Origin of the sequence: Streptomyces sp. KMM 9044 (assembly GCF_024701375.2) — a bacterium.
Taxonomy (GTDB): Bacteria; Actinomycetota; Actinomycetes; order Streptomycetales; family Streptomycetaceae; genus Streptomyces.
The window spans coordinates 5,608,352-5,621,446 of record NZ_CP113910.1 but is presented as its reverse complement, the minus strand read 5'-3'; the positions used below and the strand labels follow the sequence as shown (position 1 = coordinate 5,621,446).

At 73.5% G+C, this 13,095-nt stretch carries 15 protein-coding genes and 1 riboswitch; of the genes, 5 read left to right on the top strand and 10 right to left on the bottom strand.

Going from position 1 to position 13,095, the window contains the following annotated elements; translation table 11 throughout:
• Positions 1 to 40: 40 nt before the first annotated feature.
• The 3 genes from HUV60_RS25360 to HUV60_RS25350 all read right to left on the bottom strand — a co-directional run bounded on the left by HUV60_RS25360 (position 41) and on the right by HUV60_RS25350 (position 2,340).
• Complete coding sequence (locus tag HUV60_RS25360) at positions 41 to 466, bottom strand: DUF3040 domain-containing protein (RefSeq protein ID WP_257849515.1); 426 nt, start codon at positions 464 to 466, stop codon at positions 41 to 43.
• A gap of 289 nt (positions 467 to 755) precedes the next feature.
• Positions 756 to 1,526, bottom strand: a complete 771-nt coding sequence (locus HUV60_RS25355) for a methyltransferase (RefSeq protein ID WP_257849514.1) — start codon at positions 1,524 to 1,526, stop codon at positions 756 to 758.
• A gap of 202 nt (positions 1,527 to 1,728) precedes the next feature.
• A complete protein-coding gene (locus HUV60_RS25350) occupies positions 1,729 to 2,340 on the bottom strand; it encodes an SAV_6107 family HEPN domain-containing protein (RefSeq protein WP_257849513.1) in 612 nt (203 codons plus the stop codon).
• Positions 2,341 to 2,532: 192 nt separating this feature from the next.
• Between HUV60_RS25350 and HUV60_RS25345 the strand changes: the two genes are divergently transcribed.
• Positions 2,533 to 3,162: a TetR/AcrR family transcriptional regulator gene (locus HUV60_RS25345; RefSeq protein ID WP_257849512.1), complete on the top strand. Its 630-nt coding sequence runs from the start codon at positions 2,533 to 2,535 to the stop codon at positions 3,160 to 3,162.
• Positions 3,163 to 3,640: 478 nt separating this feature from the next.
• On the opposite strand, the gene HUV60_RS25340 is transcribed toward HUV60_RS25345, so the two are convergent.
• Positions 3,641 to 3,838 carry a hypothetical protein gene (locus tag HUV60_RS25340; protein ID WP_257849511.1) on the bottom strand — a complete coding sequence of 66 codons (198 nt, stop codon included), beginning with the start codon at positions 3,836 to 3,838 and terminating at the stop codon, positions 3,641 to 3,643.
• Positions 3,839 to 3,936: 98 nt separating this feature from the next.
• On the opposite strand from HUV60_RS25340, the gene HUV60_RS25335 reads away from it, so the two are divergent.
• A complete protein-coding gene (locus HUV60_RS25335) occupies positions 3,937 to 5,484 on the top strand; it encodes a phytoene desaturase family protein (protein ID WP_257849510.1) in 1,548 nt (515 codons plus the stop codon).
• Between the two features lie 24 nt (positions 5,485 to 5,508).
• Here HUV60_RS25335 and HUV60_RS25330 read toward each other — a convergent pair whose 3' ends face one another.
• The 6 genes from HUV60_RS25330 to HUV60_RS25305 form a co-directional block, all read right to left on the bottom strand.
• Positions 5,509 to 6,516: an SCO2102 family sporulation regulator gene (locus HUV60_RS25330; RefSeq protein ID WP_257849509.1), complete on the bottom strand. Its 1,008-nt coding sequence runs from the start codon at positions 6,514 to 6,516 to the stop codon at positions 5,509 to 5,511.
• Positions 6,517 to 6,572: 56 nt separating this feature from the next.
• Positions 6,573 to 7,496 (bottom strand): methylenetetrahydrofolate reductase [NAD(P)H], encoded by a 924-nt coding sequence (gene metF, locus HUV60_RS25325; RefSeq protein WP_257849508.1) that lies wholly within the window; start codon positions 7,494 to 7,496, stop codon positions 6,573 to 6,575.
• 92 nt (positions 7,497 to 7,588) lie between these two features.
• The gene (gene thiE / locus HUV60_RS25320; protein ID WP_257849507.1) at positions 7,589 to 8,269 is read right to left on the bottom strand and encodes a thiamine phosphate synthase; all 681 of its coding nucleotides are present in this window, start codon (positions 8,267 to 8,269) and stop codon (positions 7,589 to 7,591) included.
• A gap of 271 nt (positions 8,270 to 8,540) precedes the next feature.
• Positions 8,541 to 8,906 carry an Rv2175c family DNA-binding protein gene (locus HUV60_RS25315; protein WP_257849506.1) on the bottom strand — a complete coding sequence of 122 codons (366 nt, stop codon included), beginning with the start codon at positions 8,904 to 8,906 and terminating at the stop codon, positions 8,541 to 8,543.
• 118 nt (positions 8,907 to 9,024) lie between these two features.
• On the bottom strand, positions 9,025 to 10,269 hold the full coding sequence (locus HUV60_RS25310) for an NAD(P)/FAD-dependent oxidoreductase (protein ID WP_257849505.1): 1,245 nt from the start codon (positions 10,267 to 10,269) through the stop codon (positions 9,025 to 9,027).
• Positions 10,266 to 10,652 (bottom strand): hypothetical protein, encoded by a 387-nt coding sequence (locus HUV60_RS25305; RefSeq protein ID WP_257849504.1) that lies wholly within the window; start codon positions 10,650 to 10,652, stop codon positions 10,266 to 10,268. The genes HUV60_RS25310 and HUV60_RS25305 overlap by 4 nt, the downstream gene beginning before the upstream one ends.
• Positions 10,653 to 10,711: 59 nt before the next feature.
• A riboswitch (TPP riboswitch) is annotated at positions 10,712 to 10,823 on the top strand.
• On the opposite strand from HUV60_RS25305, the gene thiO reads away from it, so the two are divergent.
• The 3 genes from thiO to HUV60_RS25290 all read left to right on the top strand — a co-directional run bounded on the left by thiO (position 10,821) and on the right by HUV60_RS25290 (position 13,071).
• Positions 10,821 to 12,035 (top strand): glycine oxidase ThiO, encoded by a 1,215-nt coding sequence (thiO, locus tag HUV60_RS25300; protein ID WP_257849503.1) that lies wholly within the window; start codon positions 10,821 to 10,823, stop codon positions 12,033 to 12,035. (Overlaps the previous riboswitch by 3 nt.)
• On the top strand, positions 12,032 to 12,274 hold the full coding sequence (gene thiS, locus HUV60_RS25295; protein ID WP_257849502.1) for a sulfur carrier protein ThiS: 243 nt from the start codon (positions 12,032 to 12,034) through the stop codon (positions 12,272 to 12,274). Before thiO ends, thiS begins: the two co-directional genes overlap by 4 nt.
• 2 nt (positions 12,275 to 12,276) lie before the next feature.
• Complete coding sequence (locus tag HUV60_RS25290; RefSeq protein ID WP_257849501.1) at positions 12,277 to 13,071, top strand: thiazole synthase; 795 nt, start codon at positions 12,277 to 12,279, stop codon at positions 13,069 to 13,071.
• Positions 13,072 to 13,095 lie beyond the last annotated feature (24 nt).

Here is a 13,095-nt window from a genome sequence, read left to right as displayed (position 1 = left end):
CCTGCACCCATGTCTTCACGCAGGTCCTGGAGTGGAGTGGCTACTGCCCGCCGCCCTGTTCGTCGCGGCGGCGCTGCCAGCGCTCCTCTATGCGGTTCATCATGGAGCGCCGCTGCCTGGCCTGACGGCCGGACTGCGGTGCGCCGGTGGAACCAGCGGTACCGGCGGTGGCATCGACCGCCTGTTCACCGGGCTTGGGCGCTTTACGCCAGCCGGTCACGGCGAGAACCGCGCAGCCCAGCATGACGAGGAACCCCACCACACTGAGCCAGACCTGCTGGGCGACCATTCCGGCCATGAGGAGCGCAATACCTACGAGAAAGCCCGCGATCGCCTGGTAGACCCGCCGACGGGTGTACGTACGCAGGCCACTTCCCTCGAGCGCCGACGCGAACTTGGGATCTTCGGCGTACAGCGCTCGCTCCATTTGCTCGAGCATGCGCTGCTCGTGCTCCGAGAGCGGCACGGCGTCCTCCTCATCGTGCAGTCGCCGGGGCGACCCGGGGGGTCCCTTCAGGATAGGCAGGGATTCGCCCCCATGAAACCTGCCCCTCTGCGCCAATTGGCCAACCGGCACCCGTCATGGGCGTCCCGGTCCACTCGAGGCTTTTCATTCCCCGGCAGCCGGGTCGTCATGCCGGACGGTCTCCCTCGATCATACGGTGCCCAGCCGCCATTCGGGGGGCCTGTGGCGGACTCCCTGCGGAGTGCGGCGACGGCCGCTTCGCTGATCAGCGGAGCGGCACAGGCGGTTCTCAGGCCCCTTCGGCTCCCGGGGCCTCACCGAGCACATGGAGCTGGGTGGCCACGGAGTGGAAGGCGGCGAGTTCGGCCGCCGCGGCCTCCAGCTCCAGCAGCGCGTCCAGGGCTCCGGGCTCGGTGTCCACGAGCACGCCGGGGACGAGATCGGCGAAGACCCGCACGCCGTGCACGGCGCCGACCCGCAGGCCCGCTCCCTCGACCAGGCCGGTGAGCTGACCGGCGGTGAAGCGGCGCGGTACGGGGTCGCCCGTGCCCCATCGGCCGTTCGGGTCGTCGAGCGCCTGCCGGGCCTCCTTGAAGTGACCGGCGAGGGCCCGGGAGAGCACGGCGCCGCCGAGGCCGGCCGCGAGCAGGCTGAGGACGCCGTCGGGGCGCAGGGCGGCCACCGTGTTGCGCACGCCCTCGGCCGGGTCGTCGACGTACTCCAGCACTCCGTGGCACAGCACCACGTCGTAGCCGCCGCGCTCGACGACGTCGAAGAGGCCGTGCGCGTCGCCCTGGACGCCGCGGACCCGGTCGGCGACGTCGGCCTCGGCGGCGCGGCGCTCCAGGGCGAACAACGCGTTGGGGCTGGGGTCGACGACGGTGACCCGGTGGCCGAGGCGGGCCACGGGCACAGCGAAGTTGCCGCTGCCGCCGCCCGTGTCCAGGACGTCCAGCGCCAGCTGTCCCGTCGCCTTGGCCCGGCGCTCCAGGGCGTCCTGGAGGACCTCCCAGACCACGGCGGTACGGAGAGCGGCGCGGGGGCGCAGGGTGTCCGACACGGCAGTTGACTCCTCGGCGGGCACCGCCTCGTTCACGGCGGAGCGATCGGGCTGCCTCCCCGGCCCGGGCGGGGAACGCGGAGGCTTCAGGCGTCTTCCACCCTATTGCCTGCGCCGCATCGCCCGCGCCGCGCCGCTCACGCCCCCGCCCGGCGGGGGCGTGAGCGGCGCGACAGAGTGGGCCGGGGCCCGGGAGGAGCTCTCAGCCCGTGTCGGGCAGCTCGCGGGCCGTGCCACCGCCCGGAGCCCGGCCGTCCGGGCGGTGGCCGCCCGGGTCGTGCCCGTCCGGATGGTCGGGGCGCTCGTCCGTGCGGGGCTGCGGGAGGACGGGCTGGAGGACGAGCATCCGCTCGGCCAGACGCAGGAACATCGCGACGTCCCGTATCAGGTCGTCGGCGTCCCGGCTGCTGGCCGCGTCCCGGATGCCCGCCTCGGCACGGGCGCGGCGCCGGGCTCCCGAGGCGAACAGGGCGCTCCATTCGGTGAGTTCGGGCGCGATCTCGGGGAGCACCTCCCAGGCGCTCCGGATCTTGGTCCGGGCCCGGGGCGAGGTCTCGGGCCGCCCCCGTGCGGCGAGCACGGCGGCGGCGGTGCGCAGGGCGGCGAGGTGGGCCGTCGCGTAGCGCTCGTTGGGGGTGTCGAGGACGGCGGCCTCGTCGAGTCCGGCACGGGCCTTGGCGAGCAGGTCGAGGGCGGCGGGCGGGGCGGTGGCGCGGCGCAGCACGGGGTGGACGTCGCTCGGCGGACCGGTCAGTGAGGGGGCAGGGCCGGTGGCGCGGCGCCGGCGGGCGGCGGCTGCGGACGAGTGGGCCATGACGAACCTCCTGTCGTCTTCGTGACGGCATCCCCTGCTCCGAGGCGCCGTATGTCCTCATCGTGCGGTATGCCACTGACAATCCGTCCCGACCTGGGTTTTCACCTCGATCGACTGTTCGATGCAGAGTGGGCCGTCCTCTGGGCCGAGCCTGTGGAGGGACGGGCCGGCGGTGCTGTGAGAATCAGGGGCATGGAACGCAGCAGCACCACGTCGGGTGGCAGCACCCGCCGCGAGGCCACCCGGCAGAAGCTCTACGAGGCGGCCGTCACGCTCATCGCGGAGCAGGGCTTCTCCGCCACCACCGTGGACGAGATCGCCGAGCGGGCGGGAGTCGCGAAGGGCACGGTCTACTACAACTTCGCGAGCAAGTCGGTCCTCTTCGAGGAACTGCTGCGGCACGGGGTCGGGCTCCTCACCGCCTCTCTGCGGGAGGCGGCCGAGCGGACGGCCGGGGCGGGCGGCAGCAAGGTCGACGCCCTGGACGCGATGGTCCGCGCGGGGCTCGTCTTCATCGACCGCTACCCGGCCTTCACCCAGCTGTACGTGGCCGAGCTGTGGCGCACCAACCGGGCCTGGCAGTCCACACTGCTGGTGGTCCGGCAGCAGGCCGTGGCGGTGGTCGAGGACGTGCTGCGCGAGGGCGTGGACAACGAGGAGTTCGGTGCGGAGATCGACATTCCGCTGACAGCGGCGGCGCTGGTCGGCATGGTGCTGGTGGCCGCGCTGGACTGGCAGGCCTTCCAGCCGGAGCGCTCCCTGGACGACGTGCACGCGGCACTGTCCCGGCTGCTGCAGGGACGCGTGAGCGGCCACCACTGAGACGGCGGGCGGACGCCGACGGTCGTTGACCGGCCCGGGGCACGGGAAGCCGCCGGTCCGGCGGCGGCTGCGTCCCCCGCGAGCCACTGCCGGACCGGCACCTTGTGTGCTCCCCCGTACGTCCCCCGGGGGACCTCCGTTGCGGTCGTCCCCCGGGTTCCCCCGTGCCTCGCTCCCGCCGACGACGCCGGCGGAAGGAGCGGATCGCGGGCCCGGACCATTCCGGCGCCCCGTGTCGCCGGTTTCGCGGCCCTGCCCCTCCCCGTGCTCTCCACTCTCTCGTTTTCGCAGGTCGTGGCCCATCCGTACGCGTACTCATCCCGGGAACCGGGTACGGATACTCAGCTCTGCGCACCTGCCCCCACCACTCCGTGCCGCCGGCCGCCCACCACGACGGGGGCGGTGGCCTCCCGACCCTCCCGGCCCCGCCCTCACGGTGCCCTCGTGCTGGTCCGATCCGCACGGTGGCCGCATCCGCTCACCGGGGCTCCCGCACCTCGCCGACGAAGCGGGGACCGTCGAGTACGACCTGCCCGGGCGGCATCTGGAGATCTCCTGCCACCACGACGGCGAGCTGGTCGGCGCCCTCACCGCCAACCGGGCCCGGCAGCTCGCCGTCTACCGCCCTCTCCCGGCCGTGGCCGCGGGCCGCGGGCCGCCGCGCCAGCGCACCCATGGCGGGATGACGGGAGGCCGGCCCTCGTCCCCGGGCCGCCGTCCCCGCCCGGGCCGCCCGGGGACGTCTGCCGGTGAGCGGCGGATAAGGTCCCGGGCATGGCAAGGATTGCGGTGATCGGCGCCGGGCTGGGCGCGATGGCGGCCGCTGCCCGGCTGGCCGTCGCGGGCCACCGGGTGGCGGTGTACGAGCGGACGGACACGTACGGCGGCGCGCTGCGCCGGCTGGAGCGGGAGGGCTTCGTCTTCGACACCGGCCCCGGGCTGCTTCCGCTGCCCGCGGTCTACCGCGATCTGTTCCTGAAGACAGGCAGGGAGCCACTGGAGTCCTGCGTCGAGCTGGTCCAGGTCGACCCGTCGTCGCACCACGTGTTCGCGGACGGTACGCGTGTCCCGCTGCCGAACGCGTCCCGCGCGGGTGTCGTCTCCGCCCTGGAGGCGGCCCTCGGGCCTGCCGCCGCCAAACGCTGGGGCGACTTCCTGGTGCGGGCCCGCGAGGCCTGGGACAGGACCCGCAGGCCGCTCCTGGAGGAGCCGCTGTGGCCCAACTGGCGGGTGCTGGCCGACCGCGAGCCCTACCCGGCCGTCCCCCGCAAGAAGCTGCTGCGCACGCGCACGGCGGGCACGCTCGCCGAGGTCGCCGCCTGGGAGCTGCGCGATCCCCGGCTGGTCTCCCTGCTGGAGAGCCACACGCTCGAGCACGGCCTGGACCCCCGGTCCACGCCGGCGAGCGCGGCGGTGCTGCCGTACATGGAGCACGCCTTCGGTACCTGGTACGTCCGCGGCGGCATGCGGGAGCTGGCCCGCGCGGTGTACGAGCGGTGCCTGGCCCGCGGGGTGGAGTTCCGTTTCGGCGCCGAGGTCACCGGGGTGCTGGAGAAGGACGGCCGGGCGGCGGGCGTGGAGTTCACCGAGGGCGCCTCCCGGGCCCCCGGCGCCGCTGCCGGTGGTGGCGGCCGGGGAGGGGCGGTGGCCGAGGCGGATCACGTGATCGCCGGGGTGACGCCCGGCGTGCTGGACCGGCTGACGCAGGAGGCGCGGGTGCGGGGTGACGGCGAGGTTCCGGGCCGCCTTGGAGCGGCGAGCCGTCTGACGGTGCTGCTGGCGCTGCGCGGCGGACGTCCCGGGGGGACGCCTCACCGGACGGTCGTGCACACCCGGGACCGGGACGCCGAGCTGGCGTCCCTGTTCGGCTCCCCCGTGGGTCTGCCCGCGCACCCCACGGTCACGGTCCTGCGGCCCGACGACCCCGCCCTGGTCCCCGACGCGGGCCATGAGGCGGTCACCCTCACCTCGACGGTGCCCGCGGGATCCGCGGGACCCGCGTTGGACGAGCACGCACGGAACATGATCATCGCCGCCGGGCGGGCCGTACCCGGCCTGCGCGACCGTCTCCTGTACAGCGAGGTCCGCGCCCCGGACGACATCGCGCGGGCGACGGGCGCGGAGGGCGGAGCGGTACCTGTCCCGACGCTGGCCGCGGCGGGCGGGCGACTGCTGCACCCGTCCAACAGCACCGGGATGCCGGGGCTGCTGACGGTGGGCGGCTGGTCGCACCCCGGCGGGGGCCTTCCACACGCCGGGATGTCGGGCGCGCTGGTCGCGGGACTGATCGTGGAGGGACCGGGGTTCCGCGGGTCCCGGTGAGCGGCCTCGACGGGCCGGGCCGGGTCAGTAGCGGTACTGCTGCTCGTCGTACCCGCTGTCGTTCCCGTGGCCGGGGGTCTGGCCCTGCCGGTCGTTGTCCTGGTACGGGTACGGCTGCTCCTGCGGGAGTTCACCGCCGTACGGGTCGTCGGTGCTGCGCTGCTGCGGGACCCACAGGCCACCCGCCGGGGTTTCGCCGCCGTAGCCGTCGTAGTGGTCCTGGCCGCCGTAACCCTGCTGGCCGTACTGCTGCTGCGGGGCGGTGTATCCGGTGTCGTACGAGGTCCCCTCGTAGGTCGGATTGCCGATGTACGGGTCGGAGTAGGCGGCGTACTGCTGCTGGCCCGTGTCGTAGGTCTGCTGCTGGCCGTAACCGGAGTAGTCGTAGGCGTAGTTCTGGCCGGTGTCGTAGCCCTGTCCGGCGTCCTGGGCGGTGGCCCCGTACTGGTCCTGGGCGGTGGCCCCGTACTGGTCGTCCTGAGCCGGGGTGCCGTACCCGTTGTCGTTGTAGACGCCGTACGAGCCGGTGTCGTCGGGCATGGGCTGGGGCTCGTAGACGGCGGTGGTCTCGGCGGCCGCCTGCTGCTCGCCGCGCACGGGCATGAACACGTCGTCGCGGTCGTAGTCGTCGTCGGCTGCGGAGGAGTCACGGCCGCGGCGCCGACCGACGTCCTCGTCCCCGTGCCCGTCGCCGTGCCCGTCGCCGTGCCCGTCGCCGGTGGCCTCCGGGTCCTGGTGCCCGCGGTCGCCGCGGTCCCCCTTGACGGCGGACAGCAGCGGGGCGTTGACCGCCCAGCCCTCCGCGAAGCCGCGGCGGAACGACAGCGTGACGTAGGTCTGGCCGATCGCGAAGGCGATGGCGCCCAGTCCGATGACGGGCACGGACGGGATCAGCACGCCGAGCACGACGCCCAGGAAGCCCGCGAAGGCGAGCAGCCGCCAGCGCAGGCGCGCCTTGTACTGCAGCAGCACCTCGCCTAGCAGCCACAACGCGACGACGCCGAACGCGATGTAGAGGACCGTCCAGCCCATGTACGCCCCTCTCCCAGTGGCCGCTACGCAGTGTGTCGTATGCCGGTGCGGCCGGTCTAGGCCCGCAGCGGGTGGTGCAGGCCCAGGTTCTCGTAGATTTCCAGCGTCGCCGTGGAGTTGTTGAGCGTGATGAAGTGCAGTCCGGGCACCCCCTCGGCCAGCAGCCGTGCGCAGAACTCCGTGGCGAACTCGATACCGATGGAGCGTACCGCCGCCGGATCGTCCGCCGCTGTGAGGATCCGCTCTTTCAGGGCATCCGGGAACGACGCGTTACTGAGCTGCGGCAACTTCTCCAACATCTTCACACTGGTCACCGGCATGACCTCGGGGATCACCGGTGTCCCGCAACCCGCCGCGGCGACGCGGTCCCGCAGACGCAGGTAGGACTCGGGCTGGAAGAACATCTGGGTGATCGCGTAGTCGGCGCCGGCCCGGCACTTGTCGACGAAGTTCGCGACGTCCGCGTCCCAGTCGGACGACCTCGGGTGCATCTCCGGGAAGGCGGCGACACCCACGCAGAAGTCACCCGACTCCTTGATGAGCCGGACGAGCTCGGCGGCGTAGGTCAGGCCCTGCGGATGCGGGATCCAGTCGGCCGTCGGGTCGCCGGGCGGGTCGCCCCGCACGGCGAGCATGTTGCGGATCCCGGCGTCGGCGTACTGGCCGATGATGTTACGCAGTTCGGCGACGGAGTGGTCGACCGCGGTGAGGTGGGCGACCGGGGTGAGGGTGGTGTCGGCGACGATCTGCTCGGTCTCGTGGACCGTGCCCGCGCGGGTCGACCCTCCGGCTCCGTAGGTGACGGAGACGAAGTCCGGGGCGACCGCCTCGACCCTGCGCAGCGCGCTCCAGAGGTTCCGCTGCCCCTTGGGCGTCTTGGGCGCCGAGAACTCGAACGAGTACGTCGTCTTTCCGGCAGCGAGCATGTCACGCACAGTGCGCGCGTGATCCGTCCTGACGGATGCGGTTCCGAGGGCCATACCGGCAGGTTAGCCAGGGGGTGTCGGTCCCCCCAACCGGATGCGGGGGATTTGCCGGAATTGCCGACTTGTTGTCCACCCCTTGGACACTGTCAGGGACGGGTGCCGCCTGCCGCCTGCCGCGTCCGCCTCGCGAACTCGGCCGCCGCCGCGCCCGGGTCGTCCGCCTCGGTGATGGCCCGTACGACCACGACCCGGCGGGCGCCGGCGTCCAGTACCTCGTCGAGGTTGCCGAGGCCGATGCCGCCGATGGCGAACCAGGGGCGGTCGGTGCCGAGGGCGGCGGCGTACCGGACCAGGCCGAGGCCGGGGGCGGGGCGGCCGGGCTTTGTGGGGGTGGGCCAGCAGGGCCCGGTGCAGAAGTAGTCCACGCCGTCCTGCACGGCGGCCGCGGCGGCCTCGGACTCGGCGTGCGTGGAGCGGCCGATCAGGACGTCCTCGCCGAGGACGGCCCGGGCCGCGGGGACGGGGAGGTCACCCTGTCCGAGGTGCAGTACGCCGGCGCCGGCGGCGTGGGCGACGTCCGCGCGGTCGTTCACCGCGAGCAGCTTGCCGTGCCGGGCGCAGGCGTCCGCGAGAACCGCCAGGTGCTCCAGTTCCTCGGCTGCTTCCATGCCCTTGTCCCTGAGCTGGACGATGTCGACACCGCCTGCCAGGACCGCGTCCAGGAACTCCGGGAGGTCTCCCTGCCGCTTGCGGGCGTCGGTGCAGAGGTAGAGCAGGGAGTCGGCGAGACGGGCGTGCGGAGCGGTGCCTGCGGCGGTGTCGGGCATGCGGGAGTCCCCCGTGTGTCGGTGGCGGCCGGGCCCGGTCGGCGTGGGGCGGGCCCGGTGGGTCGTCGGCGGATGCCCCGGCCCGCCCGGGGCCGGCGGAGCACACGCTGCGACGAACCCCGTGCCGCCGCCCCGGCGCCCTGTGCGAGCGGCGCCGGGTGGCGGTTCACGTCCGGGTGCGGGTGCGGGCACGAACCGCGTGCGCGCACGGATGTGCGTACCGGCGCGCGTGCGGGTCCCGGCGTTCCGCCCCGGGGCACGGGCCCCGGGGTCAGACGGCGAGCGCCTGGGCGCGGCGCTTCACCTCCGTGCCACGGTTCTCGCTCAGCGCCTGCGCGGGCGTGCCCGGCAGGCTCTCGTCGGGGGTGAAGAGCCAGTCCAGCATCTCCTCGTCCGTGAAGCCGTCGTCCCGCAGGAGCGTCAGGGTCCCGGAAAGGCCCTTGACGACCTTGTCCCCGTCGATGAAGGCCGCGGGGACGTGCAGTGCGCGGTTCTCACCTCGGCGTACGGCGATGAGCTGGCCGTCCTTGACCAGCTGCCGGACGCGCGTCACCTCGACGTCGAGCATCTCGGCGATGTCGGGCAGGGTGAGCCAGGCGGGGACGAGAGCATCGGTCTTTGCGTCAATCTCGGTCACGGGACAAGCGTGCCATCTGCCACCGGCAGCCGGAAGCCAGGCCCCTCCACCTGGGCGGATGTTTCAGCCCGGGCGGACCGTCTGACGCCGCGGCACGAGGACGGCGGGGACCCGGTACTCACGCCGCCTTCGCCGATTTCAACGGTCTCGTCTGGTCGGCCAGCAGGGTCCCGTCCATCGCCGTGCCCGCCTCGATCAGCCGGCGCCCCTGGGCCAGGTCGCGGGGGCGGCCCACGGCCAGCAGCGCGACCAGCCGGGACCCGCGGAGCCAGCAGACCGTCCACGCCGGCCCGTCCGCCTCCCCGCGCCACACCGTCCGGTCGGCGTCCGCGTGGTACCCGGCGTACTGGACGAAGCGTCCGAACTGCTCGGACCAGAAGTACGGCACCGGGTCGTACACCGCCGGGGGCTCACCGGTGGCCGTCCCGACGATGTTCGCCGCGACCGTGCGCGGGCCCTGCAGGGCGTTGTCCCAGTGATGCACCAGCAGGCGTTCGCCGTACCGCTGCGAGGGGAAGGACGCGCAGTCGCCGACCGCGTACACGTCCGGCACGGAGGTCGTCAGGCGCGCGTCGGCGGCCACCTCGCCGTACCGGCCCAGCTCGATGCCGGAGCCGGCCAGCCAGGCGGTGGCGGGGCGGGCACCGATCCCGACGACGACGGCGTCCGCGGGCAGCCGTGAGCCGTCGTCCAGCACCACCGCGCCCGGCTCGACGCGTTCCACGCGTGCGTGCGTGCGCAACTCCACTCCCGCGTCGCCGTACCAGGCGGTCATCGAAGCTGCCACCTCGGCGGGCAGCGCCTCGGCCAGCGGACGGTCCGCGGCCTCCACGACGGTGACCGCGCAGCCCGCCTCGCGCGCCGCCGTGGCGAACTCCGCGCCGATCCAGCCGGCGCCGACGACCACGACGTCCCGCCGGCGCGCGAGCACGGGCCGCAGCCGTTCGGCGTCGTCGAGGGTGCGCAGCAGATGGACGCCCGGAACACCTTCGGCACCCGGCAGCCGGACCGGTTCGGCGCCGGTCGCGACGACCAGGACGTCGTAGGGGACCGGCCCGGCCTCCGTGTCCAGCTCGTGGTCGGCGGGGCGCAGCCCGAACACCTCGCAACCGAGCCGCAGTTCGATACCGAGTGCCTCGAAGTCGACGTCGAGGGCGGAGCCCTCCGCCTTTCCCAGCAGGACGGCCTTGGACAACGGCGGTCTGTCGTACGGCTGGTGGGGCTCGGCGCCGATGAGGGTCACGACACCGGTGAAGCCCTGCTCGCGGAGGGAGACGGCGGTCTGCACGCCGGCCATGCCGGCTCCCGTCACCACCACACGCCCCGGCCCGGACGGCCCCCGTCCCTGTGTCTGCTCGCTCACCTGATCACCATAGACACCTGTTCGGCGGCCGGTCGGTCCCCGGGGGTCGTGAGTTGCTCCACCACGCTGGTGCCGCTGCCCGGCTGCGACTCCCACGCCCAGGTCTCCTCCAGTCGCAGCCGCCCGTCGGGCAGTTCCACGACCGTCGACTCGCAGCGTCCGCCCGAGGTGGTGCCGTCCTGTTTGAGCTGCACGTACCGGAAGTCCAGCCGGTCCCCTTCCCTGGTGCCCACCAAATGTCCGCGGACGACGTCACCGCCCGCGTACTCGGCCCAGATCCGGCCGCCTTGCTCGTGGTAGACGAACCGGGTGCGGGTACCGACCTGCCCCGACGCCTGGTCGGCGACCGGGGAAAGGACCAGGCCGTCGAGCGAACCAGCCATGTGAAGGCTCCCTGCACGTTCGTTGTTCCGGCATTGTTCCGGGACTAGGCTGGCCACCGTAGAGCACGCGCGGGAGTCCGGACGCACCGGACTGAGAGGGAGGCTGGCGGCCTCCGACCGTATGAACCTGATCCGGGTCATGCCGGCGAAGGGAGGGGCTGGACGCCCATGCCGCCCACACACACCCCGGGTACCCCGGACGCCTCAGGCGTCTCGCACGCTCCGGGACGTTCCCCGGACGTCCTCGTCGTCGGGGGCGGGATCATCGGCCTGGTCACGGCCTGGCGGGCCGCGCAGCGCGGGCTGACCACGACCGTGCTGGACCCCGAACCGGGCGCCGGTGCCGCCCAGGTGGCCGCCGGGATGCTGGCCGCCGTCACGGAACTGCACTACGGCGAACAGACCCTGCTCGGTCTGAATCTCGCCTCCGCGCGCCGCTATCCCGACTTCGCCGCCGAGCTCGCCGAGGCCACCGGCCACGACCTCGGCTACCGACGCTGCGGCACACTCGCGGTCGCGCTGGACGCCGACGACCGCGCCCATCTGCGCGCACTGCACGTACTGCAGCAGCAGTCGGGGCTCGACACGCAGTGGCTGTCCGGGCGGGACTGCCGGCGCCTGGAACCGATGCTCGCACCGGGAGTGCGCGGCGGGCTGCGGGTGGACGGCGACCACCAGATCGACCCCCGGCGCCTGGCGGCCGCACTGGTGACGGCCTGCGAGCGGGCGGGCGTGGTCCTGCACCGTGCGTGGGCCGAGCGGCTCACCGTCACCGGGGAGCGGGCCACGGGCGTGGTCACCGCCGACGACACCGGGCTGAGCGCCGGGCAGGTGGTGCTCGCCGGGGGCAGCCTGAGCGGGCGGCTCGCGGGGATCCCGCCGGAGGTGCTGCCTCCGGTGCGTCCCGTGAAGGGACAGGTGGTCCGGCTGGCGATGCCGGACCGGTTCGGGCCGTTCCTGAGCCGGACGGTACGCGCGATGGTGCGCGGCAGCCATGTGTATCTGGTGCCGCGCGAGAGCGGCGAGCTGGTGATCGGGGCGACCAGCGAGGAACAGGGCTGGGACACGACCGTGACCGCGGGCGGGGTGTACGAACTGCTGCGCGACGCCCACGAACTCGTCCCCGGGATCACCGAACTGCCGCTCACCGAGACCCGGGCCGGGCTGCGCCCCGGCTCGCCCGACAACGCGCCGCTGCTCGGTCCGTCCGCGCTGGCGGGACTGGTCCTCGCCACCGGGCACCACCGTAACGGCGTGCTGCTCACGCCGGTCACCGGCGACGCCCTGGCCGAAGTCCTGACCACCGGTGAACTCCCGCAGGAAGCCCGCCCGTTCACCCCTCGGCGGTTCACCGCCGCCGCACTCAGGGAGCAGCCCGCATGAACGATCCGGCGAAGGCCGCGACCGGCCGGACCAACACCGTCTTCGTCTCCGTCAACGGAGAGCCGCGCGAGGTGACCCCGGGCACGGCGCTCGACGCGCTGGTCGCCACCCTGACCTCCGCTCCCTCCGGAGTGGCCGCCGCCCTCAACGAGACCGTCGTCCCACGCGCGCGGTGGTCGCTCACGTCCCTCTCCGAGGGGGACCGGGTGGAAGTCCTGACCGCTGTCCAAGGAGGCTGACCGTGGCCGACGATCCGTTCGTTCTCGGCGATACGACCTTCACGTCCCGGCTGATCATGGGGACCGGCGGGGCGGCCGGCCTCGAGGTGCTGGAGCGGGCGCTGGTCGCGTCCGGGACGGAGCTGACGACCGTCGCGATGCGCCGGGTGAACGCCTCGGCGCACGGCTCGGTCCTGTCGGTGCTGGACAGGCTGGGCATCCGGGTGCTGCCGAACACGGCGGGCTGCTACACCGCCGGCGAGGCGGTGCTCACCGCACGTCTCGCGCGGGAGGCGCTCGGCACTGATCTGGTCAAACTGGAGGTCATCGCCGACGAGCGCACCCTCCTGCCGGACCCGGTCGAGCTGCTGGAGGCGGCGGAGACCCTGGTCGACGACGGATTCACAGTGCTGCCGTACACCAATGACGATCCGGTGGTGGCGCGGAAACTGGAGGACGTCGGCTGTGCGGCGATCATGCCGCTCGGTTCGCCGATCGGGTCGGGACTCGGCATCCGCAACCCGCACAACTTCGAGCTGATCACGCAGCACGCGCGCGTGCCGGTGATCCTGGACGCGGGCGCCGGTACGGCGTCGGACGCGGCGCTGGCGATGGAGCTGGGGTGCGCGGGGGTGATGCTCGCCTCGGCGGTCACGCGGGCGCGGGAGCCGGTGCTGATGGCTGCCGCCATGCGGGGGGCCGTCGAGGCGGGGCGGCTGGCGCGGCGGGCGGGGCGGATTCCGCGGCGGCACTTTGCCGAGGCGTCGTCTCCTGCGGAGGGCCTCGCCGTGCTGGATCCGGAGCGGCCGGCGTTCTGAGTGTTCTCCCACCCGCGCACCACC